We start from the raw sequence: 24,329 nt of genomic DNA on the forward strand, positions 1-24,329 counted from the left end.
CCCGCGTGCCCTGGTATCACCACCCACCGCCCAACGCGCGGTACAGATCCACCCGGGCGATCGCCGCCGCGGCCTGGCTGTCGGCCAGCGCGGCCTGGTTGTCCAGCGCAATGCGCTGGGTAGTCAGCACGTCCAGCATGTCCACCACCCCGCCCTGGTACTGGCGCTGCGCCGCCGCCAACGCACGGCCGCTTTCATCGACGGCCACCTGAAGGCTGCCGCTGCGTTGCTGCTCGGCGGCATAGGTGTCGATCGCATCATCCACTTCGTGCCAGGCCTGCAGCACCGTGCGCTGCAACTGCAGCGCCGCCTGTTGTTGCTGCAGCCGGCTCAGGGCCAGGTTGGCCTTCAGCCGCCCGCCCTGGAAGATCGGCAGGCTGATGGCCGGGCCAATGCTGAAACGGTGCGCGTTCCAGCCGTCCAGATCGTCCAGCTGACGCGCCTGGAAACCGGCATCGCCGTTGAGGGTGATGCGCGGCAGGAAGTTGGCCTTGGCCACCCCGATCGAGGCCGTGGCGGCATGCAGCGCAGCCTGTGCACGGCGGATGTCCGGGCGGCGTTCGGCCAGTTCGCTGGGCAGGCCGGTGGCCATCACCGGCAACGCCGGCCAGTCGCGGCCGATGCCCGCCAACGTCGCATCCAATGCCTGCGGTGGGCGTGCCAGCAGCAGCGCCAACGCGTTGCGCAGCTGGGCATCGCGATGCTGCAGCGGGGCCCGCCGTGCCTCCAGCGCGGCCACCTGTGCCGCCGCGCTGGACACCTGCAGCGTGCTGGCCACGCCCTGTTGCTGGCGGGCCTGGGTCAAACGCTGGATGTCGCGGGCAATGCGCAGGTTGTCCTCGGTGATGCGCAACAGCTGGCGGGTCGCGCGCAGCTGCAGGTAGCGGCGCGCGGTTTCGGCCAGCACCGCGGTCTGTACCGCATGCGCATCTTCATCGGCGATCTGCACGTGCGCATCGGCGATCTCCACCTGGCGGCGCACGCGCCCCCACAGGTCCAGCTCCCAGCTCAGGCCGAGGCCTGCCTGGAACAGCCCATAGTCGTCGCGCCCGGCGTTGCCGGACGGATCACTGAGGCCCACCTCGCTGTTGCGCGCGCGCAGCCCGCTGGCCGTGGCGGTGACACCCGGCCAGCGCTCGGCCGCCGAAACCCCACGCGCGGCGCGGCTTTGCTGCACACGGTTGGCCGCCAACTGCACGTCCAGGTTGGCCTGCAGCGCCTGGTGGGCCAGCTCGGCCAGAAGTGGATCCGCGAAACCCTGCCACCACTGCGCGTCATCGGCGAGCGGCCCGGCGCTGACCGCACTGCCCTGCCACTGCGCCGGCAGGTCCGCTGGCGGGCGGACGAAATCCGGGCCCAGCGTGCACGCCGCCAACGCCAGGCACAGTGCGCTGCTGGCCAACACACGGAGCGGACGGATGCGCCTCATGCGCCTTCCCCGGCCAGCCCATGGCGGCCGCTGTCGAGGTCGACGCTGGCCTCCACCGACATCCCCGCCCGCAGCTTGCCGGCCAGCGGCTGGTCGCGTTCCAGCACGATCTTGACCGGAATCCGCTGCACCACCTTGGTGAAATTGCCGGTGGCGTTCTCCGGCGCGATCGCGGCGAAGGTCACCCCGGTGGCCGGCGCGATGCTGTCGATATGCCCGCGCAGGGGCTGGTCCGGAAACACGTCCACGCGCAGGTCCACCGCCTGCCCCGCGCGCATCCGGGTCATCTGGGTTTCCTGGAAATTGGCGACCACGAACGCCTGCTGCAACGGCACCACCGCCAGCACCGCGGTGCCCGGGCTCAGGTAGGCACCCACGCGGATCGCGCGACGGCCGACCACGCCATCGATCGGCGCACGCAGCTGCGTATGCGACAGATCCAGCTCGGCACGCGCCTGCGCCGCTTCGGCGCGTTGCACCGCCGCCTGCGCCGACTGCACACCCGCACTGAGAATGGCGATGCGCTGGCGTGCACCAAGCAGTGCCGCGCGGCCCTGGTGCACGTGCGCGCTGGCCACCGCCTGGCGCGACTGTGCCTGCTGCGCGTTCTGCACGGTACCGGCACCGTCGCGGGCCAGCTCGCGGTAGCGGCGCTGGTCGGCCTGGGCCAGGGTCAGTTCGGACTGGCTCACATCCACCGCGGCCTGCGCCTGCTCGATCAGCGCGCCCTGCTGGACCAACGCCGCCTGCGCATTGGCTACCTGCGCACGCGCGTTGGCCAGGTCGGCGCGCGCACCGGCCAGGGCCACCTGGTAGTCGCGGTCGTCGATGCGGGCCAGGACATCACCAGCCTTGACCGGTTGGTTGTCCTGCACCCGCACCTCGCTGACGAAGCCGGCCACCTTGGGCGCCACCACGGTGAAATCGGCGGTGACATAGGCGTTGTTGGTGCGCTGGTGGCGGCCATCGCGCAGCAGCAGCCAGCTACCGGCCAGCAGCGCGGCAACGCCGACGAGCAGGATCACGGGCACGTGTTTTCGTTGTACGGACATGGGGGAGTTCCTTGAGATCAGGCCACGGCACGTGGCGGGAAGACGCGGGTGGGCAGCCACGGAATCAGCGCGATCAGGGCGATCGCCACCAGGGCCACCAGCAGATAGAGATCGGCCGAGGTCAGCGCGACCACCTGCGCATGCAGGCGCGCGCTCAACCCCGGCGATGCAGTGGCGTCGAGCCATGGCGCATTGCCGAGGCGGTCGACCAGCGCGTTGGAATGGAAGTGGCCACGCATCGTCGTGACCGCTTCGAGCAGGCCAGCGGCGAGCACCGCGGCGAAGCCCTTGACCGTGTTGAACCACGCCGAGGCGAACGGGCCATCGGCCGGCGCCAGGCTGCCGGTGGCCAACAGCAGCAGCGGCAGCACCGCCATCGGCTGGGCGAAGATCTGCACCAACTGCAGCAGCACGAAGTTGTCGCGGTTCCAGTCCGTGCCCAGCCGCGCGCCCAGCCAACAGGCCAGCGCCAGCAGCGCCATGCCGATTGCCTGCACCCAACGGCAATCGACCCGGCGCAGGTTGAGCAGCGCCGCCACCAACGGCAGCGCCAGCAGTTGCGGAATCGCCACCCACAGCAGCAGCGGTGCGGTCTGCAAAGGGCGGTAGCCCTGCACCTTGGTCAGGAAGCTGGAGGGAATCAGGATCACCGCCAGCAGCACGAACAGCACCCCCGCCAGGGTGATCAGCGAATAGGTCAGGTTGCGGTTGGCCAGCAGTTGCAGCTTGAAGAACGGCAGCGGATGCGACCATTCGTTGTAGAAGAACAACCCCAGCAGGCCCGCACCGCCGCCGAGCAGCACGCAGATCAGCGGCGAGGCGAACCAGTCCAGGCGTGGCCCCTGCACCAGCCCGATCACCAGCATCACCAGCGCCGGCAAGCCCAGCGCCAGGCCCCAGCCATCGAACTGGCGGAACCGCTCCAGCCGCAGCGGGTCCTGCGGCAGGCCCCAGCCCACCATCGCGATCGCTGCCAGGCACCACGGCACGATCTGCCAGAACGCCCATTGCCAGCCCACGTAGTCCACCCACAGCGCCGCCATCGGTGTGCCGAGGCTGGGCCCGAAGGTGGCGGTCAAGGCGTAGCCGGCCAGGCCGTACAGCTTGATGCCCGGCGGCAGGAAACGCAGCGCCACGCTCATCAGCAGCGGCGGCAGCGCGCCGCCGGCCAGCCCCTGCAATGCGCGCAGCAACAGGAACGACGGCAGGTCCGGGGCAAACGGGCACAGCACGCCCAGCAGCATGAAGGCGGCGATCATGCACATCGCAAATCGGCGCAGCGAGAACGTCGCCGCACACCACGGCGCGAACGCCATCGCGCTGACCGACATCGCGGTGTACAGCGCCACCACCCAACTGCCGTCATCGACGCTGAAGCCCATCGCGCCACGGATGTCAGCCAGTGCGACCTTGGTGACGTTTTCGTTGATGCCCGAGATCAGCACCGCCAGCAGCACGCCGCACAGGCCGACCGTCAGGCGCAGACCGAACGCCGCCGGCAGCGCCGCGGACGGCGGGCCGGAAGCCGCTTGCGGCATGAGCGACGGCGCGGGGATCGCGCTCATGCCACACCGCCGACGAAAGCGCGCGGCCGTTCAAACAACACACACATGGGGTCCACTCCACGACAGGGAGCGGCAGTCTAGGCAGCGCGGCTGCTGCGAAAAATGGTGTTCCTGCGATCCCTGGCGTGCGTCATACGCACGCCTCAGTGCTCAGTCCGAATGGCCCGTGTGCGGCCGCGAATCAGGCCAGGCCGGGCGCTGCATCGCACATTGCCTTGATGCTGCGGCGCAGCCACCGATGCGCCAGATCGCTGTCCAGGCGCGGGTGCCATGCCTGTACGACAATCACGCTGCGCACCGGAATCGGCAGCTCGAACAACCGCAACGGCACCCCCAGCCGTTCGAGCCGGCCGAGCATCACGCTCGGCATCTGCGGCAGGATCAGATCCGAATCGGCTGCGGCGAACATCGCCGAGTGGAAGGTCGGCATGATCTGCGCCACCCGCCGTTTCAGGCCCAGCGCGGCCAGCTCCTCATCGATCGGCCCGTGTGGCAGACCCCGTCGCGACACCGCGATATGGTCGAAGGCCGCGAAGCGCTCGGCGCTGATGTCCTCGTCGAAAATCGGATGGCCTTCGCGCGCGGCGCCGAAGAAGGAGGTACTGAACAGGTTCTGCACCTTGGTATCGGCGCCATGCTTGCCTGCGGTGCCGATGTGCAGGTCGATCCGCCCCTGCTGCATTGCATCGTCGTCGCCATCCCCTTCGGGCGCGAAGCGCAGCACCGCACACGGTGCCTGGGCCTGGAACAACTCGCGCATGCGCCCGCCATAGCTGCCGACGAACACGTCGTTGGCGCGGATATTGAAGGTGCGCTCCAGGGTGCGCATGTCGACCTCGCGGCCGGCATTGAACACCAGATGGGCCTGCTCGATCACCTCGCGTACCTGTTCGCGCAGCTGCAGCGCGCGCGGGGTTGGCGCCAGCCCGCGACCGGAGCGCACCAGCACCGGGTCACCCACCGCCTCGCGGATACGCCCCAGGGTGCGGCTCATCGCCGGCGCGCTCAGGTTCATGCGGCGCGCGGCGCCGACCACACTGCCCTCCTCGATCAGGACGTCCAGCGCGAGCAACAGGTTCAGGTCAGGCATGGCCACGGCATCATCAACCTCTACTGGGTCGTATCACTTTACGGCAAGCCACCCACCCTATCCGTGCGTTGAACGCACGCCTCGCCTGCAGCCCAGGGCATAGGTGCGTGCAGCCCAATACGCCACCATCCGGCCTCCCCACACCGAGATCGGCCATGTTCAACACGCTTCTGGTGGCCATCGATGGCGGCGCCCAGCACGACCAGGTGCTGGCCCTGGCCGCGTCGCTGGCCACACCACGCTCGCGCCTGCACCTGGTGTGCGTGCTGGACCCTTCCTATGCCCTGGACGATGACGCGCCGCGCGGCGACCGTGACGAGTACCCGGCCGCCAACGCAGAGCGCCTGCAGGCCCAGCAACTCCTGGAACGTGCGCTGGGCACCCTGCGCGAGCGCGGTATCGACGGCGTCGCCAGCCACCCCGCCGGCGACCCGCCTGCGGTGTTGTGCGACTACGCGCGGCAGCATGGCTGCGATGTGATTGTCATCGGCCACCGGCATCTTTCCCGGGTGGAGCGCCTGTTCGAGCGCTCGGTCGGCCAATGGACCATCGACCATGCGCCCTGCCCGGTGCTGGTGGAAGTGCGTGAGGCGGGCCTCTGAGCGCAGCCGGAAAATGCACGCCTGCAGCGCACAGCTTGATCGTCTGCCGCGCCACTTCACCCCTGCCTCAGGGTGAAGTGGCCACTGCCTTGCCCGCCAGCTCCAACGCCACCTCCAGCGCCTGCTCCGGCGCGGTGCGCACATCCGGCGTGACCCCGACACCTTCCCAGTCGCGCTGGGTGATCGGATTGATCGAGCGGCCTTCCGGCAGGGTCAGCAGGAAGCGGTCCGCCACCGCGTGCTGGGCGGTGGGATGTGCGCCACCCCCGGTCTGCTCACCCACCACCACCGCGCGACCCATCGCCTGCAGGTCGTAGGCGAACTGTTCGGCAGCGGAGAAGGAGCGCTTGGAGACCAGGATGTAGACCGGCTTGCGCCCGCCAAAGCGGCGCCCCGTCACGGTGGCCGCGGTGAAGGTGCGGGTGGTGGTGGAGCTGGGCCGGTCGTAGACCGCGCTCATCTCACGCACGTCATCGAGCAGGTACGTCGCGAGCAGGCGCACCATGTCGTCCATGCCCCCGCCGTTGCGGCGCAGGTCGATGATCAATGCCGGCGACTGCGCAAGCAGGCTCATGGCCGCCTCGGCAAGATCACCGCCCATGGCGGTGGGGGCGAAGACACTCAGCTCCAGGTAGCCGATGCCGTTCTGCAGGCGCTCGACCTTCTCGAAACCGTGGTTCACGCCGGTGCCGTACCAGCGTTCCAACAACACCGCTTCACTGGCGTCGGCCGACGCCCCGGGCGTGCGCAGCATCAGATCGAAGTGGCCATCACCGGACAGGGTACGCATGCGCTGCTGTACCGCCTTGGCGAAGGCGGCATCGTCGGCCGCCGCACGGAAGTGGTCCTGGCGTGCGTCATCGCGCAACTGCGTGGCCAACGCCGCACCGCGTACCGGGTCGACGTAGCGGGCGGCGATCAGATCGGCGGCGGCGCTCAGCACCTGCGCACGCGTGGCGGCCGGCGCGGGTTCAACGGCATGGGCCGCGGGAGTTCCCGCCAGCGCCAGCAGCAACAGGGTGCGGATCATGCGGTTGTCTCCTCGATACGGGTGCGGAAGCGGGTGCGTTCCAGCGCGGCGATCGCCTCGGCAACACAGGCCGACAGCGATGTGGACAGCTCCGCATCAAGGGCGGCCGCGGCGGCATTGGTCGCCGCCCAGCGCCGCTCCAGCAGCGGCAAGGCCCGGGTCAGCTTGGCGGCCGCGACGATGATGCTCTCGCGAGCATCTTCGCCACGGTCGCCCACTACCCAGCCGCCCTGCTTCATCTGCGCCACGCTCTGGCTGACCGCCGAATGGGTCATGTGTGCGTGCGCGGCGATCTGCCGGATCGAGGCCGGGCCCAATGCCCCCAGCGCCTTGACGATCGGGGTGTAGCGCGGCCGATAGCCGAGTCCATCCTCGGCATAGAGCTGTTCCAGATCCCCGTCCAGCAGCGTCAACAGATGCCGCAGCGCGGTCCCAAGCGTCGGCGTTGAAGTGTCCATGCCGCATATATAACAGTACTGTTATATATCCGCAACGACCTTTGACCCGAAGCGTTCCGGCAGCGCTCAAGGCGCCATGACCCCCTCTGCTACCTGGTTGCGCCCGCGATGCTTGGCCGTATACAGCGCCGCATCGCTGGCCGCCAGCAGGGTTTCCGGGTCGGACTTGAGCACCGACTCGACCCGCGCCATGCCGATGCTGATCGTCACCGTGACCGGTACCGTCGGGTCGGTGGAGGGCAGCCGCAGGCGCTCCACCGCATTGCGCATGGTTTCGGCCAGGGCCAGCACCCCCTCCCGGGTGGACGAGGGCACCACCACGGCGAACTCTTCGCCGCCATAGCGCGCCACCACATCGCTGCCGCGGGTAGCGCAGCCGGCCAGCGCGCGCGCCACCGACTGCAGGCACAGGTCGCCGAGCGGGTGGCCGAAGCGGTCGTTGAAGTCCTTGAAATGGTCGATGTCCACCATCAGCAGCGCCATGCCGTTTCCGTTGCGCCGCGAGCGGCTCCACTCGGCCTGCAGCGCCTGGTCGAACTGGCGGCGATTGGCCAGCCCGGTGAGGCCATCGATGCGTGCCAGCACATCCAGCTGGTCCTGGCGTTCCAGCGAGCGCACCTGCATCACCACGCTGCGCAGGCCCGATCCGATCGTGGCCAGCATGAACCCCATCACCGCCAGGTGCGGATGGTCGTGCACCATCAATGCCGACACCACCAGCAGCGCCGCGGGCAGGATCAACGGGCTGCCCGCACGCACCGCCAGCGCCAGCCGGCGCGGGGTCCGCGGGATGGCCGCCTCGGTGGCCGGGCGCAGTGCCAACACCGCCACCAACAGGAACGGCACATCGATGATCAGGTCGATCATGCCGCCATAGCTGCCGTCGTTGGCGCGATGGTTGATGTAGGCGGCCATGCCCAGGTACACCCAGCCGAACAACGCCAAGGTGCGGAAGAAGGCACGCCGTGGGCCGTCCTCACTGGCCACGAAGCGAACCGTCGCGAACACGGCGATGAACAGGTTTTCGATGTCGAACATCCGCCGCAGGCTGTCCACCCCGGCCTCGCCGGCATCGGTGAGCGTGGCGAACGAGAACGTGTAGACGAAGAACAGATATCCCAACAGCAGCGCCAGTGCGCCGTCGATCATCACCAGGTACCACGGCTCATGCCGTGGATGGGCCATCGCAAAGGTCAGCGGCACCCCATACAACACATACAGCAGCATGCTCACGCCCGGCGTGGCCCCGACATTGCCCAGGACGATTTCCTGGTACATGTTCACCGCCATGCCACCGGCCCACAGCAGCATCCCCGCCGCCAGCGCGATCCAGCCCACCCGGGCCTCGCTGCGCCGGCTGCGCCACAGGCAGGCCACTGCGGCCAGCAATGGCACGAGCAGCAGGAAGGAGAACGACACCGCCACGGCGTGGCCGGGCAGCAGCGCGAGGGCCAGCCCATGGCAAACCACGTACAACACGGCCCAGCGTATCGCCATGCGCGTCCCCCGCCGGTGGTGTGCTTCAACAATACCGTTTTTCGCCCACAACGCCGATGACGAATGTGATGCACCTCACAGCATGGTGAAGAGGTGGTCGACACCGCACGGCCGGAGCAGCCGCTCAGCTGCCCGTCAGCGTTTTCACGGTCGCTGCGCACGACGCTGCGGCATGGTGAAGGCCACCCTGCATGGGAGCCCCGGATGCCGCTACGCCTGCACACTTCCACCGCACTGATCGCTGTCGCGCTTGCCTTGACCGCTGCCACACCGGTCCTGGCGCAGTCCCCGGCGGCCCTGCCCGCCCCGCTGGACGAGGCTGCCGTGTCCACCGAGGTGCGCTCGGACCTGCATGCACAGGTCCTGTTGGACCGCGCGCACTTCTCGCCCGGCCAGATCGATGGCCTGCCCGGCTCCAACCAGAGGCGCGCCGTGGCGGGCTTCCAGGCCGCTCACGGACTCACCGTCAGCGGTGAACTGGATGACGCCACCTGGCAGGCCCTGCAGCCGGACGCCACCGCACCGCTGGCCCGCTACACCCTGACCGCCGAGGATGTCGCCGGGCCGTTCCAGCCGATCCCGAAACGGCCCGCCGAGCAGGCCAAACTGAAGGCGCTGGGCTTCGGCTCGGTCGCCGAAGCCTTGGGCGAGCGCTTCCACGCCGACCCGGCACTGCTGCGTGCGCTCAATCCCGGCGTGGACCTGGGCAAGGCCGGCAGCCAGATCCAGGTACCCAACATCGCCCCCGGCACGCTGCCGAAAGCGGCCAAACTGGTGATCGACAAATCCGATTCGACCCTGCGCCTGTACGACGCGCAGGGCAAGGTCTACGCGCAGTTCCCGGTGTCCTCGGGCAGCCGTCACGATCCGCTGCCGATCGGCACCTGGAAGATCCTCGGCATCTCGCGCGAGCCGACCTTCCACTACAACCCCAAACTGTTCTGGGACGCCAGGCGCGGCGATGCCAAGGCCACCCTGCCACCGGGCCCGAACAACCCGGTCGGGCGGGTCTGGATCGACCTCTCCAAACCACACTACGGCCTGCACGGCACACCGGAGCCCGGCCACGTCGGCAAGACCGAATCGCATGGCTGCGTGCGCATGACCAACTGGGATGCGCTGCAGGTGGCCGAGGCGGTCGACGCTTCGGTACCCGTAGTGATGCAGGAGTAACCACACATGACCCTGTTGCGACTGGCGGTGGCGGGACTGGTGATCGGGGTGGCGGGCGGCTGGTGGCTGGGCACGCGGCCCGCAGCACTGCTGGCCAGCGCAACGCCCGCCCCGTTGGCGGTGGCGGCCGAGCCCAGCGCGGGCCCGGCATCGCCCAGCCCGTCTGCCCCCGCCGCCGCCAAACCGCCCGTGCCTGCCATTGCCGCCGGCACGGAGGGCCTGCTCCTGCCGGTACAGGACATCGCCCGCACGCAGCTGCAGGACACCTTCACCGACGCCCGCAGCGAGGGCCGCGTGCACGATGCCATCGACATCCTCGCCCCCGCCGGCACCCCGGTGCTGGCGGTCGCCGATGGGCATATCGAGAAACTGTTCGACAGCCAGCGCGGCGGCCTGACCGTCTACCAGTTCGCCCCCGGCGGGCGCTACTGCTACTACTACGCGCACCTGCAGCGCTATTCCGACGGGCTGGCTGAAGGCCAGGTGGTCACCCGCGGGCAGGTGATCGGCTATGTCGGCAGCACCGGCAATGCCAGCGCCGAGGCCCCCCACCTGCATTTCGAGATCCACCGGCTGGGCCCGGAAAAACAGTGGTGGAAGGGCGAATCGCTGAACCCTTATCCGCTCCTGCGCGGTGAGGCGACCCTGCCCTGATCCCCGCCGGGAGGGTCTTCACAGCCCATGGCTGAACCAGCCCGGCACATCGCCGATGGCCGGCCCGCCCCGAAGATGCGAAAATCCCCGCCCCTCCCAGGTGGACCGTTTGGCGTCCACCACATCCACGAGACTCCGTGAAGACCCCCCAAGGCTTGCAGGCGCTGATCGACGACGGCGTGATCGATGAAGTGTTGCGTCCGCTCAAGAGCGGCAAGGAAGCGGCCGTGTACGTCGTGCGCAGTGGCGACGATGTGCGCTGCGCGAAGGTATACAAGGACATGGCCCAGCGCAGCTTCCAGCAGCGCGTGCAATACCAGGAAGGCCGCAAGGTGCGCGGCAGCCGTGAGGCGCGCGCGGTCGGCAAGGCCAGCAAGTACGGCCGCAAGCAGCAGGAAACCGCCTGGAAGAACACCGAGGTCGAGGCGCTGTACCAGTTGCGCGATGCCGGCGTGCGCGTGCCCGAACCGCATGGCTACTACCACGGCGTGCTGGTGATGGAACTGGTCACCGATGCCGAAGGCTTCTCCGCCGCCCGCCTGGGCGAAGTGGAACTGGAAGCCGACCAGGCCCGCGCCTTCCACCAGGTGCTGGTGCGCCAGGTGGTGCGCATGCTGTGCTGCGGCCTGATCCACGGCGATCTGTCGCCGTACAACGTACTGGTCGGCCCGGACGGCCCGGTGGTGATCGACTTCCCGCAGGTGGTCAGCGCCGGCGGCAACAATGCCGCCCGCAGCATGCTGCTGCGTGACGTCAACAACCTCACCGCCTACCTCGGCCGGTTCGCCCCGGAGCTGCTGGACAGCTGGTATGGCGAGGAGATGTGGGCGCTGTTCGAGGCCGGCGACCTGCTCCCGGACAGCGAACTGAGCGGCACCTTCGTGCACGATGAAACCACCATCGACCTGGACAGCGTGCGCCACGCCATCAACGATGCGCGCGAAGAAGCACTGATCCGCCAGCAGGGTCGCGAGGCGGCGGAAGAAGACGAGGATTGATCCGGCCTCGGGCCCAGCCACCCATGGGGTGGCTCTACCCCTGCAATGCCTTGGCGTGGTACGCGATGTGCTCGCCGATGAAACTGCTGATGAAGTAGTAGCTGTGGTCATAGCCCGGCTGCAGGCGCAGCTGCAGCGGGTGCCCGGCCGCGGTGCACGCCGCCTGCAGCCACTGCGGCTGCAGCTGGCTGTCCAGGAACTCATCACCGCCGCCCTGGTCCACCAGCAACGGCAGGCGCTCTTCGGCGGTGGCGACCAGTTCGCTGGCATCCCAGGCCGACCACGTGCTGCGGTCCTCGCCCAGGTAGGCAGCGAAGGCCTTCTGTCCCCATGGCACGCGGGTCGGTGCGACGATCGGTGAGAACGCCGACACGCTGCGGTAGCGGCCGGGGTTCTTCAACGCGATCACCAGCGCACCGTGGCCGCCCATCGAGTGGCCACTGATGCTGCGCGCCTGCGATGCAGGAAGATGCGCTTCGATCAGCGCCGGCAGTTCGTCCACGATGTAGTCATACATGCGGTAGTGCGCCGCCCACGGTTGCGCGGTGGCATTGAGATAGAACCCCGCGCCCTTGCCCAGGTCGTAGCCGTCCGCGTCCGCCACGTCATCGCCGCGCGGGCTGGTGTCCGGTGCGACCAGAATCACCCCGTGTTCGGCCGCGTAGCGCTGCGCCCCGGCCTTGGTGATGAAGTTCTGCTCGGTGCAGGTCAGCCCGCTCAGCCAGTACAGCACCGGCAGCTTCTGCGCGGCGGCCTGCGGCGGCAGGTACACCGCCACCTTCATGTCGCAGCCCAGCACCTGCGAACGGTGCTGGTAAACGTCCTGCCAACCGCCGCAGGCGGCGCGATGTTCGATGCGTTCCATGGAAGCTCCTCAGGGGCGGTCGCGCAGGGGCGCGCCGCCGGTGTTGATGTCGTGGTCCAGCTGCGCCAACAACTGCAGCAACGGCTCGCATTCGGCCTGGCCATCCAGGTTGCGCCGCGCGGCTACCGCCACCTGGCTGTGTGGTGGCCACTGCCGATCGCGGCGCGCGTCCTGCAGCCGCGGCAGGAACACCTGCACCAGCCAGTGCTCGAACGGCATCTCATCGATACCGAATGCCGAGTCGACGTGGCGTGGCGCGCCCACCGGACCCTGCAACCAGCCCAGCGCGCGCAGGGCCTGCTCGATCTGGTCGACCAGCGTGTCGCGCCGCGATTCCGACGGCACCTTGGGGCGTTTCCAGAAGTCGGTCAGGCCCATGTCGCGGCTCAGTAGTGAACCACCGAGCGGATCGACTTGCCGTCGTGCATCAGCTCGAACGCCTCGTTGATCTGTTCCAGGCCCATGGTGTGGGTGACGAACGGCGCCAACTCGATATCGCCCTTCATCGCGTCTTCGACCATGCCCGGCAGCTGGCTGCGGCCCTTCACGCCACCGAATGCGGTGCCCTTCCACGAGCGGCCGGTCACCAGCTGGAACGGACGGGTGGAGATTTCCTGGCCCGAACCGGCCACGCCGATGATCACCGACTGGCCCCAGCCACGGTGCGCGCATTCCAGCGCCGCACGCATCACGTTGACGTTGCCGATGCACTCGAAGGTGTGGTCCACGCCCCAGGTGGTCATCTCCACGATCACCTGCTGGATCGGCTTGTCGAAGTCCTTCGGGTTGATGCAGTCGGTAGCACCGAACTGCTTGGCCAGCTCGAACTTGGACGGGTTGGTATCGATGGCGAAGATGCGCCCGGCCTTGGCCTGGCGCGCGCCCTGGATCACCGCCAGGCCGATGCCGCCCAGCCCGAACACGGCCACGCTGTCCCCCTCGGCTACCTTGGCGGTGTTGTGCACCGCGCCGATGCCGGTGGTGACGCCGCAGCCGAGCAGGCACACGTGTTCCGGGTTGGCCTCCGGGTGGATCTTGGCCAGCGAGACTTCGGCCACCACGGTGTACTCGCTGAAGGTCGAGCAGCCCATGTAGTGGTAGATCGGCTCGCCGTTGTAGCTGAAGCGGGTGGTGCCATCGGGCATCACGCCCTTGCCCTGGGTGGCGCGCACGGCCACGCACAGGTTGGTCTTGCCCGAGGTGCAGAACAGGCACTCGCCGCACTCGGCGGTGTACAGCGGGATCACGTGGTCGCCCGGCTTGACGCTGGTGACGCCCTCGCCCACTTCCACCACGATGCCCGCGCCCTCATGGCCGAGCACGGCCGGGAACAGGCCTTCCGGATCATCGCCGGACAGCGTGAATGCATCGGTATGGCATACCCCGGTATGGGTGATGCGCACCAGCACTTCGCCCTTCTGCGGCGGGGCAACGTCGATCTCGACGATCTTCAGCGGTTCACCAGCGGCGAAGGCAACAGCGGCACGGGATTTCATCGGGAACACTCCAAGGCAAGGAACAAGACAGGACAGCGCGCGGTCGCCCGCGCGTTTATTTCAGGTAGGAACGGATCAACACGCTCATCTCGCGCACGCGCTCGGCGCGCTGTGCGTCGGACTGCGCCGGCTGGCCGAACTCTTCGCGCAGGTGGGCTTCCATCACCTCGGACATCAGCCCGTTGACGGCCCCGCGGATCGCAGCAATCTGCTGCAGCACCGGCGCGCACTCGGCACCGCCTTCCAGCGCGCGGTCCAGCGCATCGCACTGGCCGCGGATGCGGCGTACGCGGGCCAGGACACGCTTCTTTTCCTGCGGGGAATGCGGCATGACGGCGCCACCAGGTAACTATACTGGGGGTGAGTATACAGGACACCCCCAGATCCCAGGTGATGGATCTGCCGCTGCCGCCACCGACGTGCTATATCGGCAGGGTGCACCACTACCGGGGATGACCGTGATGCCGTTCGACCTCCTGTTCTACCAGCGCCTCCCCTTGTGGGTGTTGTCGCTGTCGTTCTTCGCAGGGCTGGTCATCGCGCGCGAGGCCGGGCGCCTGCTGCGGCGGCGACTCACCGCCAGGCGCGGCGTCACCCTCGATGATGATTCCTTCGCGATGAGTTCGGTGCTCGGGCTGCTGGCACTGCTGATCGGCTTCACCTTTTCCATCGCGCTACAACGCTACGAAGACCGTCGTGAACTGGTGATTGCCGAGGCCAACGCGCTGGGCACCACCTGGCTGCGTACCCAGCTGTTTGACGAGGCGCCGCAGCAGAAGATGCAGTCGGCACTGCGCCGCTACGTGGACAACCGCGTGGCGTTCGGCCAGGCGCAGGGCGCCGATGAGGAACGCCGCCTGTACCGCCAAAGCGAGACGCTGCAGACCCAGTTGTGGAAGACCGTAGTGGAGGCCGTGGCGCCGTTCCGGACCACGCCGCTGGCCGGGCTGATGATCACCACCACCAATGAATCCATCGACCTGGCTGCCACCCGCATGGCCACGCGGCAGGCCCATATTCCCGGGCGCATCGTGTGGATGCTGACCCTGTTCGCGATGGTCTCGGCCGGGATGCTCGGCTACCACCAGGGCCATCGGCGCACGGCCACCACGCTCATGCTGTTCCTGATCACCCTCGCCGTGGCCCTGGTGATGGACCTGGATAAACCGACCTCCGGCATGGTCTCGGTGCCGCAGACGCCGATGCTGGATCTGCAACGCAGCCTGCAGCCGTGAGCTGCGCCAACGCGGCTCACACCGGTTCGCGCACCATGTCCACAAAGGCCCGCAGGGCCGAGGACATCTGCCGCTGGCGCGGGTAATACAGCACGAAGCCGGGGAACGGCGGGCTCCAGTCTTCCAGCACCGCCTGCAGCCGGCCATCGTCCAGGTACGGCCGCGCGGAGTCTTCCAGCACGTAGGCCAGCCCGAGCCCGTCAACCACGGCCTGCAGGATGGTGTTCTGGTCGCCCAGGGTGAGCCGGCCGGGCACGTCGATCTCCAACGCCTGGCCGTCGCGTTCGAACTGCCACTTGTAGAGGTGGCCGCTGGCGAAGCGGAACCGCACGCATTCGTGGCGGATCAGATCGCGCGGATGCAGTGGAATCTCGCGCCCCTGCAGATACGTCGGTGCGCCGACGATCAATCCACGCAACGGCGGGCCCAGTGCAACGGCCACCATGTCCTCGGGCACCGACTCGTGCAGGCGCACGCCGGCATCGAAACCGCTGGCCACGATATCCACCAGGCCATCGTCCTGCGCCAGTTCCAGGCGGATGTCGGGATGGGCCAGCAGGAAGCGCGCCAGGCGCGGGCCGAGCTGGGTGTGGACGGCGGCGCGGGTGGCGTTGATCCGCAACAGGCCGGCGGGCGCGGCGCGGAAGTGGTTCATTTCCTCCAGCGCGTCATGCACCTGGCCGAGCGCGGGTTGCAGGCGCTCCAGCAGTCGCTGGCCGGCTTCGGTGAGGGCCACGCTGCGGGTGGTGCGGTGGAACAGCCCCACCCCCAACCGCTCCTCCAGCGCGCGGATCGCATAGCTCACCGCCGAGGTCGAGAGCGCCAGTTCGGCGCCGGCCCGGCGGAAGCTGCGATGGCGGGCCACCGCGGCGAACGCGGCCAGGTGGGTGAGGTTGTCAGTGGCCATGATTATCCCGTTTCACTTGATGAATCATGCCGATATCCTGACTGTCTGTGCACGGGATGCGGGCGTATTGTAAAGCGCCTTTCTACAAAACCTGCCAAGGATCCCCACATGTCCCTCGCCCATGGTTACGCCGTCCACGACCAGACCGCGCCGCTGGTGCCCTTCTCCTTCGAGCGCCGCCCGGTGGCCGCCGGCGATGTCCGCATCCAGATCCTGTACAGCGGCATCTGCCACTCGGACCTGCACCAGGCCCGCGACGACTGGGGCAATTCCAAGTTCCCGATGGTGCCCGGCCACGAGATCATCGGCCGGGTGACCGAAGTCGGTGCCGGCGTCACCGCGTTCAAGGTTGGCGATTTCGCCGGCGTGGGCTGCATGGTCGATTCCTGCCGCAAGTGCGCCGCCTGCGACGAATCGCTGGAGCAGTACTGCGAAAAGGGAGCCACCTTCACCTACAACAGCACCGAACGTGACAGCGGCGCCCCCACCTTCGGCGGCTACTCGGACCACATCGTGGTCGAGCAGCGCTTTGTGGTGAAGGTGTCCGACAAGATCGACCTCAAGGCCGCCGCCCCACTGCTGTGCGCGGGCATCACCACCTACTCGCCGCTGCGCCACTGGAAGGTGGGCCCGGGCCAGAAGGTTGGCGTGATCGGCCTCGGTGGCCTGGGCCACATGGGCGTGAAGTTCGCCAAGGCGATGGGCGCCACCGTGGTGATGATCACCACCACCCCGGAAAAGGGCGCCGATGCCAAGCGCCTGGGCGCCGATGAAGTGCTGGTCTCGCGCGATCCGGCGCAGATGAAGGCGCATGCCGGCAGCTTCGATTTCCTGCTCAACACCATTCCGGTCAGCCACGACACCAACCCGTACATGGGCCTGCTCAAGCGCGACGCCACCATGTGCCTGGTCGGCGTGCTGACCGAACTGGAGCCGCCGCTGATGGGTGCGGCCATGATGTTCGGGCGCAAGCACATCACCGGTTCGGCGATCGGCGGCATGGCCGAAACCCAGGAGATGATGGACTTCTGTGCCGAGCACAATATCGTCAGCGATGTGGAAGTGATCGACATCAAGACCGTCAACGAAGCCTGGGAGCGCATGGCCCGTAACGATGTGCGCTATCGCTTCGTGATCGACATGGCCACGCTTGGCGCACAGGCGGCCTGAACCGGGCCGCTGCCGGGCGCTGCTGCAGCGCCCGGTGCACGTCGGTGGCAAACGTACAATGCGCGCATCGTCCAAACGGTGCGCGCGCCATGAATGTGTATCTGCTGTTGGGCCTGGCGATCGTGTTCGAAGTGATCGCCACCAGCCTGCTCAAGGCCTCTGAAGGCTTCACCCGGCTGTGGCCGACGCTGGGCACCGTGGTCGGCTACGCCGCCGCGTTCTATCTGCTCGCACTCACCCTGAAAACCCTGCCCACCGGCATCGCGTATGCGATCTGGTCCGGTGTGGGCATCGTGCTGATCTCGGTGATCGGCTGGGTGGTGTTCAAGCAGAAACTCGACGCCCCGGCTCTGCTCGGCATGGGCCTGATCATCGCCGGGGTGGCGGTGATCAACCTGTTCTCCAAGAGCAGCGCGCACTGAACCTCAAAGCGTGCCGACCAACGGTCGGCACCTACCTAAGGGGTGGGTGCCGACCGTTGGTCGGCACGCTGTGATTAGTAAGCGAATTCCTTGAACACCGGGTCGATGTCGCCGTTCCATTCGCCATGGAACAGCGCCAGCTTGCGATCGGCCGGGGTCAGGCCAGAATCGACGATCTCCTGCAGCACATCCAGGAAATAGCTTTCGTCCTGGCCGTCGGCATTCAACGCGGCGCGGCGCTTCAGGCCGGCCACGGCGATCTTGACCGCTTCGCGGGCCAGGTCACGCACGGTGCCGTTGCGGAACGGCAGCTTCAGTGCATGCCGGGGCACGCCATCGCGCAGGGCGTGGCGCTCGGCCAGGCTGAAGTCGCGCACCAGGTCCCAGGCCGCATCCAGCGCGGCATCGTCGTACAGCAGCCCCACCCAGAATGCCGGCAACGCACACAACCGGCTCCACGGCCCGGCGTCGGCGCCACGCATTTCCAGGTACTTCTTCAGGCGCACTTCCGGGAAGGCGGTGGTCATGTGGTCCGACCAGTCGCGCTGCGTCGGCAGCTGGCCCGGCAGCACCGGCAGCTTGCCCACCATGAAGTCGCGGAAGCTCTGCCCGCTGGCATCGTGGTACTTGCCATCGCGGTAGGAGAAGTACATCGGCACGTCGAGCAGGTAGTCCACGTAACGCTCGTAGCTGAAGCCGTCTTCGAACACGAAGTCGAGCATGCCGGTGCGGTCGTTGTCGGTGTCCGTCCAGATGTGCGAGCGGTAGCTCTGGTAGCCGTTCGGCTGGCCTTCGGTGAACGGCGAGTCGGCGAACAGCGCGGTGGCGATCGGCTGCAGCGCCAGCGACACGCGGAACTTCTTCACCATGTCCGCTTCGGTGGCGTAGTCCAGGTTGACCTGCACCGTGCAGGTGCGCGTCATCATGTCCAGGCCGAGCGTGCCGACCTTGGGCATGTACTCGCGCATGATCTTGTAGCGGCCCTTGGGCATCCATGGCATTTCATCGCGCCGCCATTTGGGCTGGAAACCCATGCCGAGGAACCCCAGCTGCAGTTCGCCAGCGACCTGGGCCACTTCGTTGAGGTGGGTGCCGGTTTCCACGCAGGTCTGGTGGATGCTCTCCAGCGCCGCGCCGGACAACTCCAGCTGGCCGGCCGGTTCCAGCGTCACCGAGGCGTTGTCGCGCAGCAGGGCGATGGTGCGGCCGTCTTCCTGCACCGGTGCCCAGCCGAAACGGGTCAGGCCCTGGAGCAGGGCTTCGATGCCGCGGTCGCCGTCGAAGGTCGGCGGACGCAGGTCGTCCAGGCGGAAACCGAACTTCTCGTGCTCGGTGCCGATGCGCCACTGCGTCTTCGGCTTTTCGCCGGAAGCCAACGTGGCGACCAGTTCGTTTCGGTCGGTGATCGGCGTCTCGGCGACGTGGCTGGGGCTCGACAAGGGGAGGCTCGCAGGATTCTGGTCAGGGCGGGGATGTGGGGTTGCAGGCCCCGCATCGCAAGGGCGCACTATATCGTGGCGCCCCCCGGCGTCGTGTCACCGTGACGGATTTCAGCATCCCACGGAATGCAGTTGCGCATTGGCGGCCCTGCCCCACCGCGCACCGCCGGCCGTTGCCAGCGCGGCTGCGAGTCATTCCGCCGCCCCCGCCAGCGAGCCCCTAAGATGGCCCGCATGAGCCGATCCAGACATCCGGAAGTCCATCGCTCCGACCGCGTCGGCTGGCTGCGCGCCGCCGTGCTGGGCGCCAATGACGGCATCGTCTCGGTGGCCGGGTTGGTGGTCGGTATCGCCTCCAGCGGCGCCTCGGCATCGACCGTGCTGGCCACCGGCATCGCCGGCACCGTGGCCGGGGCCATGTCGATGGCGGCCGGTGAGTATGTCTCGGTGCAGTCCCAGGCCGACACCGAGCGGGCCGACCTGGCGGTGGAGCAGCGCGAACTGCATGAAGACCCGCACAGCGAACTGGAAGAGCTGGCCGCGATCTACCGCCATCGCGGGCTGGCGCCGGCACTGGCACGTGAGGTGGCCGTACAACTGACCGCGCACGATGCCCTGGCCGCGCATGCACGCGATGAGCTGGGCATCACCGAAGAACTGCGCGCACGGCCACTGCAGGCGGCGATGGCCTCGGCCGGTGCCTTCGTCAGCGGTGCGGCGCTGCCGGTGCTGACCGCCCTGTTCGCCCCGCACGCACAGGTGGCGCAGGTGACCACCGTCGCGACCCTGGCCGGGCTCGGCCTGACCGGCGCGATGGCCGCGCGGGTCGGCGGTGCCCGCCCCCTGCGCGGCGCGCTGCGGGTGATGTTCTGGGGTGCCATGGCGATGGGCGCGGCGGCATTGATCGGCCAGATGTTCGATACTGCGTTGTAATGGACCTTCGCGTACGCCCCGATTCCCTGCTGGCCGAGATGGCGAGCCTGGCCGACTGCGCGCGCGCCGACGGTTACGCCTGCATCACCGCGCGCCGTGAACATGGCGCCTCGTCGGTGGAGATTCCGCAGCCGCAGTTCGCGATCCTGCTGCAGGGGCGCAAGCAGGTCGCCTGCGGGCAGCAGGCGCTGGCGCTCGTTCCCGGCGATCTGTTCCTGATCACCCGCCGCTGCCGCATCGATGTGGTCAACATTCCCGACCCGCACAGCGGCGTCTATCTCAGTGCGATCGTGCCGTTGTGCGCCGAAGCGCTGGCCGCGGCACGCGTGTTGTGGAACGAACCGCTGCCCGATGCCGGCGACGCGCTGGCGCAGCTGTCACTGGCCGACCACGGCGATACCCTGCGGCAGTGGCGCACGGCGCTGGAGCACGGCCGATACACCGAAGCACGGCTGGCGCTGGCCTCGCTGGTGCTGGCGTTCTGCCGACGTGGCCATGGCAGCCTGCTGGTGCCGCCCGAGCCGAGCCTGGGCGAACGCATCCGCGACCTGATCGCCGCACAGCCCGAGCGTGATTGGCAGTCGCGCGATTTTGAGGAACAGCTCGGCCTGAGCGGTGCGACGCTGCGCCGGCGGCTGGCCGGCGAGCAGTCCAGCGTGCGTGAGCTGCTGGTCGATGCGCGGCTGGCGCATGCGATGACCCTGCTCTACACCACCCGCCTGCCCCTGAAGACCGTGGCCGCGCGCGTGGGTTATCGCTCGCTGGGCAGTTTCAACAAGCGCTTCGCCGCGCGCTATGGCCTGGAACCGGCGGCGATCGGCAACAGCTGAGCGCAGCGCGCGGCATTCTGAGCGGATTGCCGCGCGCGCTTCAGCCAGCATGGGCACACCGCGGCACGGCCGCATTGTATGGAAACCGCCATGTCATTCCCGCGCGTTCGCACCCTCGCCATCGCCCTGCTGCTGTCCACGACAGCTACCGCTGCCTTTGCCACGACCACCCACACCCCGCGCGAGCAGGTGCCAGGCGTGTACCACCAGCAGATCGGCACGCTGCAGGTCACCGCGCTGTTCGACGGCACCGTGGCGCTGGGCCGCAGCGCGGTGGTGGGTGTGGAGCCGGCCGCGGTGACCCGCCTGCTCGACCACCGCTACGTGCCCGAAGACAGCAAGGGCCTGCAGACGGCGGTCAACGCGTACCTGATCCAGCGCGGCGATCACCTGACCCTGGTCGATACCGGCACCGCGCAGTGCTTCGGCCCCGGCCTGGGCCAGGTGCTGGGCAACCTGCGCGCCGCTGGCTACGACCCGGCGCAGGTGGATGACGTATTGCTCACCCACGCGCACCCGGACCACCTGTGTGGCCTGCTGGATGCGCAGGGCCAGATGGCGTTCGCACATGCCACGGTGTGGTTGTCCGCGGCCGATGCCGCCTATTGGCTGGACCCGGCCAGCGAAGCCGGCGCCCCGCAGGGCCTGCGCTTCGCGTTCGGGCTGGCGCGCAAGGCCGTGGCGCCGTATGAGGCCGCGGGCAAACTGCGCCGCTTCAGCCCTGGCCAGGCACTGCCGGCCGGGGTGACCGCGCTGGACAGCCACGGGCATACCCCGGGCCATGTGTCCTGGCAGATCGACGGCGGCAAGGGCCAGCAGCTGCTGGTGTGGGGCGACATCGTGCATTTCCACGCCGTGCAATTCGCCCAGCCCGCCGCTGCCTACGAGGCCGACAGTGATCGCACGGCGGCCATTGCCAGCCGCCGCGCGATGATGGCGCAGGCGGCGGACAAGGGCTGGTGGGTAGCCGGTGCGCACCTGCCGTTCCCGGGGCTGGGCCATGTGCGCCATGAAGGCGACGCGTTTGCGTGGGTGCCGGGCGAGTTCGCGCCGCTGCCGGCGCGCTGAGCCGACATGCGGCAACCGGGTGGTGCCGGCCGCTGGCCGGCGCCTCTTTCAGCTGGATGTACCGGGAGCCGGCCAGCGGCCGGCACTACCCCGTAGCTTGCCGGCAGGCGGTTACGCGCTTTCCGGCGCCGGCTTGTTCAGGCCGAGCCAGCCGCCGATGATGCCGCGCGCTTCGTCCACGCCCTGGCGGGCCGGGCCGGAGAAGGTCTGCACGCTGACGGTGTCGCCGAAGGAGGACTGCAGTTCCTTGCGTACCTTCTGCAGGGCAATGCCCTGCTGGCCGCGGCCGAGCTTGTCGGCCTTGGTCAGCAGTGCGTGCGCGGGCAGGCCGCGCTGCACGGCATAGGCCAGCATCTGGCGGTCGTAATCCTTCAGCGGGTGCCGGATGTCCATCACCACCACCAGCCCACGCAGGGCCTCGCGGGTGCGGAAGTACTGGTCGATGAAGGCCTGCCAGTGGGCCTGCAGGTCCAGCGGCACCTTGGCGTAGCCGTAACCGGGCAGATCGACCAGTTTGGCTTCCGGGGTGATCCCGAAGAACACCAGCTGCTGGGTGCGGCCGGGGGTCTTGGAGACCCGGGCCAGGCTGTTCTGGCGGGTCAGGGCGTTGAGGGCACTGGATTTGCCGGCGTTGGAACGCCCGGCAAAGGCAACTTCGGCGCCAACATCCTCGGGCAATTGCCGGATGTTGTGGGCCGAAAGCAGGTATTGGGCACGTTCTAGGAGCAATGACATGGGCATAGGATCGCATGTCCGGGCTGGATCCGCGCTGTCTCCGCCGGTTTTTGCTGCACCCTGCGTTGACCGTGGCGTGAAAGCGCATGGATAATCGGGCGATCCCCGCGGTTGCGGTCCCGCAACTGCCAGGCCGGTCCACACGGAGCTTCCGCATGCGCCATGCTCGCGTTCTTGCCGTTTCCGCTGTTGCTGTCTCATTGCTGGCCGCTGTTGCGGTGGCCCAGACCTCGATCACCCCGTTGCCGGACAACGGGCCGATCAAGACCGCCTCGTTGGAGGTCGACTTCAGTAAAACCACCTGGGGCGATGCCAAGGCCGGCCAGACCAAGGCGGCCGCCTGCGCGGCCTGCCACTCGGCCGACGGCAACTCCACCGTGGAGATGTATCCCAGCATCGCCGGGCAGAGCGAACGCTATGTGGCCCAGCAGATGGCCCTGATCGCCAATGGCCAGCGCAGCTCCGGCGCTTCGGCGGCGATGGTGCCGTTCGTGCAGGACCTCACCCCGCAGGACATGCGCGACATCGGTGCGTATTTCGCAACGCAGAAGGCCAGCGCCGGGCTTGCCGACGATGGCCTGGTCGGCGAAGGTCCGTATGCGGGCAAGAAGTTCTATGAAATCGGCCAGCAGCTGTACCGCGGTGGCGATGCCGAACGTGGCATTCCGGCGTGCATGGCCTGCCACGGCCCCACCGGCGCCGGCAATCCGGGCCCGGCCTATCCGCACATCGGTGGCCAGCACGCGGCGTATGTGTCGCGGCGGCTGCAGGAGTACCAGGCCGGGGTCACCCATGAAACCGACAAGGCCCACTTCCAGATCATGGCCACGATCGCCAAATCGTTGACCGAGCAGGAGATCCAGGCGTTGGGCAGTTATCTGCAGGGGCTGCACAACCGCGCCGACGATGTCGCCGCGGTGGCAACGGCAGGCCCCGCCAAGGCACCGTGACCCCGCCACTGAGGGCGGGGTATGTTTTCAGCACGCCGGCGATGGGCCGGCGTTGTTTTTTCCGATGGAGATGGATGTAGATGACGTTGATGCCCCGCCTGATGCTGTTGCTGCTCGCCCTGAGTCCCCTGTCCACGCTGGCCGCCGCGCCGGCCGCGCTGGTGGAAGGCAAGGACTACGAGCTGATCGCCGAACCCGGCCCCTATGCGCCGCTGGCCGGCAAGGTGGAGGTGGTGGAGATGTTCGGCTACACCTGCCCGCATTGCGCGCGCTTCGAGCCGCAGCTGGAAGCCTGGGCGGCCAAGCTGCCCAAGGACGTGCGGTTCACCCCGGTGCCGGCCGCCTTCGGCGGCGTCTGGGATTCGTTCGCCCGCGCCTACTTCGCCGCTGACGAGCTGGGCGTGGCCAAGCGCAGCCACCGCACCATGTTCGATGCCCTGCACGAGCAGCGCTCGCTGCCGATGCAGAACATCTCGCCGGAAGAACTGGCCTCCTTCTACAAGGGTTACGGCGTTGCGCCGGAACGCTACCTCGCCGCGCTCAAGGGCGATGCGGTGGAAGAGAAGGTCAAGGCCGCACGCGCCTTCGCCGTGCGCACCCAGGTGCCGGGCACGCCGGCGCTGGTGGTCAACGGCCGCTACCTGGTCAAGGGCGATTCGTTCGAGGCGCTGCTGCGCAACGCCGATGCGCTGATCGCCCGTGCACGCAGCGGCAAGGCCCCCTGAGCACAC

The 24,329-nt window shown here is 68.3% G+C and carries 26 protein-coding genes; 12 read left to right on the plus strand and 14 right to left on the minus strand.

Features of this window, described 5'->3' with window-relative positions:
• Window positions 1-16: 16 nt before the first annotated feature.
• The 4 genes from AC3IPM_RS16110 to AC3IPM_RS16125 form a co-directional block, all read right to left on the minus strand.
• Entirely contained in the window at window positions 17-1,429 is a 1,413-nt protein-coding gene (locus AC3IPM_RS16110) for an efflux transporter outer membrane subunit (RefSeq protein WP_489301131.1), read from the minus strand.
• Complete coding sequence (locus AC3IPM_RS16115; RefSeq protein WP_489301133.1) at window positions 1,426-2,481, minus strand: HlyD family secretion protein; 1,056 nt, start codon at window positions 2,479-2,481, stop codon at window positions 1,426-1,428. Before AC3IPM_RS16115 ends, AC3IPM_RS16110 begins: the two co-directional genes overlap by 4 nt.
• A 17-nt stretch (window positions 2,482-2,498) precedes the next feature.
• Window positions 2,499-4,046, minus strand: coding sequence for an MFS transporter (locus tag AC3IPM_RS16120; RefSeq protein ID WP_489301135.1), 1,548 nt, complete (start codon window positions 4,044-4,046; stop codon window positions 2,499-2,501).
• A gap of 181 nt (window positions 4,047-4,227) precedes the next feature.
• A complete protein-coding gene (locus AC3IPM_RS16125) occupies window positions 4,228-5,142 on the minus strand; it encodes a LysR family transcriptional regulator (RefSeq protein ID WP_489301137.1) in 915 nt (304 codons plus the stop codon).
• Window positions 5,143-5,291: 149 nt separating this feature from the next.
• Here AC3IPM_RS16125 and AC3IPM_RS16130 point away from each other — a divergent pair, with 149 nt between their 5' ends.
• Window positions 5,292-5,738: a universal stress protein gene (locus AC3IPM_RS16130; protein WP_489301139.1), complete on the plus strand. Its 447-nt coding sequence runs from the start codon at window positions 5,292-5,294 to the stop codon at window positions 5,736-5,738.
• Window positions 5,739-5,805: 67 nt separating this feature from the next.
• Here AC3IPM_RS16130 and AC3IPM_RS16135 read toward each other — a convergent pair whose 3' ends face one another.
• The 3 genes from AC3IPM_RS16135 to AC3IPM_RS16145 form a co-directional block, all read right to left on the minus strand.
• Window positions 5,806-6,768 (minus strand): S41 family peptidase, encoded by a 963-nt coding sequence (locus AC3IPM_RS16135; protein ID WP_489301141.1) that lies wholly within the window; start codon window positions 6,766-6,768, stop codon window positions 5,806-5,808.
• Complete coding sequence (locus tag AC3IPM_RS16140; RefSeq protein ID WP_489301143.1) at window positions 6,765-7,226, minus strand: MarR family transcriptional regulator; 462 nt, start codon at window positions 7,224-7,226, stop codon at window positions 6,765-6,767. The genes AC3IPM_RS16135 and AC3IPM_RS16140 overlap by 4 nt, the downstream gene beginning before the upstream one ends.
• 66 nt (window positions 7,227-7,292) lie before the next feature.
• Window positions 7,293-8,723 (minus strand): GGDEF domain-containing protein, encoded by a 1,431-nt coding sequence (locus AC3IPM_RS16145; protein ID WP_489301145.1) that lies wholly within the window; start codon window positions 8,721-8,723, stop codon window positions 7,293-7,295.
• Window positions 8,724-8,927: 204 nt separating this feature from the next.
• Between AC3IPM_RS16145 and AC3IPM_RS16150 the strand changes: the two genes are divergently transcribed.
• The 3 genes from AC3IPM_RS16150 to AC3IPM_RS16160 all read left to right on the plus strand — a co-directional run bounded on the left by AC3IPM_RS16150 (window position 8,928) and on the right by AC3IPM_RS16160 (window position 11,548).
• On the plus strand, window positions 8,928-9,896 hold the full coding sequence (locus AC3IPM_RS16150) for a L,D-transpeptidase family protein (RefSeq protein WP_489301147.1): 969 nt from the start codon (window positions 8,928-8,930) through the stop codon (window positions 9,894-9,896).
• A 6-nt stretch (window positions 9,897-9,902) separates the two neighbouring features.
• Window positions 9,903-10,550 (plus strand): M23 family metallopeptidase, encoded by a 648-nt coding sequence (locus AC3IPM_RS16155; protein ID WP_489301149.1) that lies wholly within the window; start codon window positions 9,903-9,905, stop codon window positions 10,548-10,550.
• Window positions 10,551-10,687: 137 nt separating this feature from the next.
• A complete protein-coding gene (locus tag AC3IPM_RS16160; RefSeq protein ID WP_489301151.1) occupies window positions 10,688-11,548 on the plus strand; it encodes a PA4780 family RIO1-like protein kinase in 861 nt (286 codons plus the stop codon).
• Between the two features lie 34 nt (window positions 11,549-11,582).
• On the opposite strand, the gene fghA is transcribed toward AC3IPM_RS16160, so the two are convergent.
• Genes fghA through AC3IPM_RS16180 form a run of 4 tightly spaced genes read right to left on the minus strand, consistent with a single transcriptional unit; the run spans window position 11,583 to window position 14,240 of the window.
• A complete protein-coding gene (gene fghA, locus AC3IPM_RS16165) occupies window positions 11,583-12,413 on the minus strand; it encodes an S-formylglutathione hydrolase (RefSeq protein WP_489301153.1) in 831 nt (276 codons plus the stop codon).
• Window positions 12,414-12,422: 9 nt separating this feature from the next.
• Complete coding sequence (locus AC3IPM_RS16170) at window positions 12,423-12,791, minus strand: YqcC family protein (protein ID WP_489301155.1); 369 nt, start codon at window positions 12,789-12,791, stop codon at window positions 12,423-12,425.
• A gap of 8 nt (window positions 12,792-12,799) precedes the next feature.
• Window positions 12,800-13,909 carry an S-(hydroxymethyl)glutathione dehydrogenase/class III alcohol dehydrogenase gene (locus AC3IPM_RS16175; protein WP_489301157.1) on the minus strand — a complete coding sequence of 370 codons (1,110 nt, stop codon included), beginning with the start codon at window positions 13,907-13,909 and terminating at the stop codon, window positions 12,800-12,802.
• A gap of 55 nt (window positions 13,910-13,964) precedes the next feature.
• Window positions 13,965-14,240: a metal/formaldehyde-sensitive transcriptional repressor gene (locus AC3IPM_RS16180; RefSeq protein WP_489301159.1), complete on the minus strand. Its 276-nt coding sequence runs from the start codon at window positions 14,238-14,240 to the stop codon at window positions 13,965-13,967.
• Window positions 14,241-14,370: 130 nt separating this feature from the next.
• On the opposite strand from AC3IPM_RS16180, the gene AC3IPM_RS16185 reads away from it, so the two are divergent.
• Window positions 14,371-15,144: a bestrophin-like domain gene (locus AC3IPM_RS16185; protein WP_489301161.1), complete on the plus strand. Its 774-nt coding sequence runs from the start codon at window positions 14,371-14,373 to the stop codon at window positions 15,142-15,144.
• 16 nt (window positions 15,145-15,160) lie between these two features.
• On the opposite strand, the gene AC3IPM_RS16190 is transcribed toward AC3IPM_RS16185, so the two are convergent.
• Window positions 15,161-16,051 carry a LysR family transcriptional regulator gene (locus AC3IPM_RS16190; RefSeq protein ID WP_489301163.1) on the minus strand — a complete coding sequence of 297 codons (891 nt, stop codon included), beginning with the start codon at window positions 16,049-16,051 and terminating at the stop codon, window positions 15,161-15,163.
• Window positions 16,052-16,159: 108 nt separating this feature from the next.
• On the opposite strand from AC3IPM_RS16190, the gene AC3IPM_RS16195 reads away from it, so the two are divergent.
• Both AC3IPM_RS16195 and AC3IPM_RS16200 read left to right on the plus strand, forming a co-directional pair.
• On the plus strand, window positions 16,160-17,221 hold the full coding sequence (locus AC3IPM_RS16195) for an NAD(P)-dependent alcohol dehydrogenase (protein ID WP_489301165.1): 1,062 nt from the start codon (window positions 16,160-16,162) through the stop codon (window positions 17,219-17,221).
• 89 nt (window positions 17,222-17,310) lie between these two features.
• Complete coding sequence (locus tag AC3IPM_RS16200; protein WP_489301167.1) at window positions 17,311-17,643, plus strand: SMR family transporter; 333 nt, start codon at window positions 17,311-17,313, stop codon at window positions 17,641-17,643.
• Window positions 17,644-17,717: 74 nt separating this feature from the next.
• On the opposite strand, the gene AC3IPM_RS16205 is transcribed toward AC3IPM_RS16200, so the two are convergent.
• Window positions 17,718-19,082: a glutamate--cysteine ligase gene (locus tag AC3IPM_RS16205; protein ID WP_489301169.1), complete on the minus strand. Its 1,365-nt coding sequence runs from the start codon at window positions 19,080-19,082 to the stop codon at window positions 17,718-17,720.
• Between the two features lie 234 nt (window positions 19,083-19,316).
• Between AC3IPM_RS16205 and AC3IPM_RS16210 the strand changes: the two genes are divergently transcribed.
• The 3 genes from AC3IPM_RS16210 (at window position 19,317) to AC3IPM_RS16220 (ending at window position 21,913) form a co-directional block, all read left to right on the plus strand.
• Complete coding sequence (locus AC3IPM_RS16210) at window positions 19,317-20,015, plus strand: VIT1/CCC1 transporter family protein (protein WP_489301171.1); 699 nt, start codon at window positions 19,317-19,319, stop codon at window positions 20,013-20,015.
• Window positions 20,015-20,845, plus strand: coding sequence for a helix-turn-helix domain-containing protein (locus AC3IPM_RS16215; protein ID WP_489301173.1), 831 nt, complete (start codon window positions 20,015-20,017; stop codon window positions 20,843-20,845). The genes AC3IPM_RS16210 and AC3IPM_RS16215 overlap by 1 nt, the downstream gene beginning before the upstream one ends.
• A gap of 90 nt (window positions 20,846-20,935) precedes the next feature.
• The gene (locus tag AC3IPM_RS16220; protein ID WP_489301174.1) at window positions 20,936-21,913 is read left to right on the plus strand and encodes an MBL fold metallo-hydrolase; all 978 of its coding nucleotides are present in this window, start codon (window positions 20,936-20,938) and stop codon (window positions 21,911-21,913) included.
• 111 nt (window positions 21,914-22,024) lie between these two features.
• Here the strand turns inward: AC3IPM_RS16220 and yihA are convergent, their stop codons facing one another.
• Complete coding sequence (gene yihA, locus AC3IPM_RS16225; RefSeq protein WP_489301176.1) at window positions 22,025-22,648, minus strand: ribosome biogenesis GTP-binding protein YihA/YsxC; 624 nt, start codon at window positions 22,646-22,648, stop codon at window positions 22,025-22,027.
• Window positions 22,649-22,803: 155 nt separating this feature from the next.
• Here yihA and AC3IPM_RS16230 point away from each other — a divergent pair, with 155 nt between their 5' ends.
• Complete coding sequence (locus AC3IPM_RS16230) at window positions 22,804-23,598, plus strand: c-type cytochrome (protein ID WP_489301178.1); 795 nt, start codon at window positions 22,804-22,806, stop codon at window positions 23,596-23,598.
• A gap of 80 nt (window positions 23,599-23,678) precedes the next feature.
• Window positions 23,679-24,323: a thiol:disulfide interchange protein DsbA/DsbL gene (locus AC3IPM_RS16235; RefSeq protein ID WP_489301180.1), complete on the plus strand. Its 645-nt coding sequence runs from the start codon at window positions 23,679-23,681 to the stop codon at window positions 24,321-24,323.
• Window positions 24,324-24,329: the final 6 nt, after the last annotated feature.

Source organism: Stenotrophomonas sp. GL_111 (genome assembly GCF_057835245.1).

Coding starts and splice junctions, on each gene's coding strand:
- AC3IPM_RS16215 (WP_489301173.1), top strand. CDS start 20,015: ATGGACCTTCGCGTACGCCCCGATTCCCTGCTGGCCGAGATGGCGAGC.
- AC3IPM_RS16155 (WP_489301149.1), top strand. CDS start 9,903: ATGACCCTGTTGCGACTGGCGGTGGCGGGACTGGTGATCGGGGTGGCG.
- AC3IPM_RS16110 (WP_489301131.1), bottom strand. CDS start 1,429: ATGAGGCGCATCCGTCCGCTCCGTGTGTTGGCCAGCAGCGCACTGTGC.
- AC3IPM_RS16210 (WP_489301171.1), top strand. CDS start 19,317: ATGAGCCGATCCAGACATCCGGAAGTCCATCGCTCCGACCGCGTCGGC.
- AC3IPM_RS16135 (WP_489301141.1), bottom strand. CDS start 6,768: ATGATCCGCACCCTGTTGCTGCTGGCGCTGGCGGGAACTCCCGCGGCC.
- AC3IPM_RS16130 (WP_489301139.1), top strand. CDS start 5,292: ATGTTCAACACGCTTCTGGTGGCCATCGATGGCGGCGCCCAGCACGAC.
- yihA (WP_489301176.1), bottom strand. CDS start 22,648: ATGTCATTGCTCCTAGAACGTGCCCAATACCTGCTTTCGGCCCACAAC.
- AC3IPM_RS16140 (WP_489301143.1), bottom strand. CDS start 7,226: ATGGACACTTCAACGCCGACGCTTGGGACCGCGCTGCGGCATCTGTTG.
- AC3IPM_RS16115 (WP_489301133.1), bottom strand. CDS start 2,481: ATGTCCGTACAACGAAAACACGTGCCCGTGATCCTGCTCGTCGGCGTT.
- AC3IPM_RS16120 (WP_489301135.1), bottom strand. CDS start 4,046: ATGAGCGCGATCCCCGCGCCGTCGCTCATGCCGCAAGCGGCTTCCGGC.
- AC3IPM_RS16185 (WP_489301161.1), top strand. CDS start 14,371: ATGCCGTTCGACCTCCTGTTCTACCAGCGCCTCCCCTTGTGGGTGTTG.
- AC3IPM_RS16170 (WP_489301155.1), bottom strand. CDS start 12,791: ATGGGCCTGACCGACTTCTGGAAACGCCCCAAGGTGCCGTCGGAATCG.
- AC3IPM_RS16180 (WP_489301159.1), bottom strand. CDS start 14,240: ATGCCGCATTCCCCGCAGGAAAAGAAGCGTGTCCTGGCCCGCGTACGC.
- AC3IPM_RS16175 (WP_489301157.1), bottom strand. CDS start 13,909: ATGAAATCCCGTGCCGCTGTTGCCTTCGCCGCTGGTGAACCGCTGAAG.
- AC3IPM_RS16150 (WP_489301147.1), top strand. CDS start 8,928: ATGCCGCTACGCCTGCACACTTCCACCGCACTGATCGCTGTCGCGCTT.
- AC3IPM_RS16190 (WP_489301163.1), bottom strand. CDS start 16,051: ATGGCCACTGACAACCTCACCCACCTGGCCGCGTTCGCCGCGGTGGCC.
- AC3IPM_RS16235 (WP_489301180.1), top strand. CDS start 23,679: ATGACGTTGATGCCCCGCCTGATGCTGTTGCTGCTCGCCCTGAGTCCC.
- AC3IPM_RS16195 (WP_489301165.1), top strand. CDS start 16,160: ATGTCCCTCGCCCATGGTTACGCCGTCCACGACCAGACCGCGCCGCTG.
- AC3IPM_RS16200 (WP_489301167.1), top strand. CDS start 17,311: ATGAATGTGTATCTGCTGTTGGGCCTGGCGATCGTGTTCGAAGTGATC.
- AC3IPM_RS16145 (WP_489301145.1), bottom strand. CDS start 8,723: ATGGCGATACGCTGGGCCGTGTTGTACGTGGTTTGCCATGGGCTGGCC.
- fghA (WP_489301153.1), bottom strand. CDS start 12,413: ATGGAACGCATCGAACATCGCGCCGCCTGCGGCGGTTGGCAGGACGTT.
- AC3IPM_RS16220 (WP_489301174.1), top strand. CDS start 20,936: ATGTCATTCCCGCGCGTTCGCACCCTCGCCATCGCCCTGCTGCTGTCC.
- AC3IPM_RS16230 (WP_489301178.1), top strand. CDS start 22,804: ATGCGCCATGCTCGCGTTCTTGCCGTTTCCGCTGTTGCTGTCTCATTG.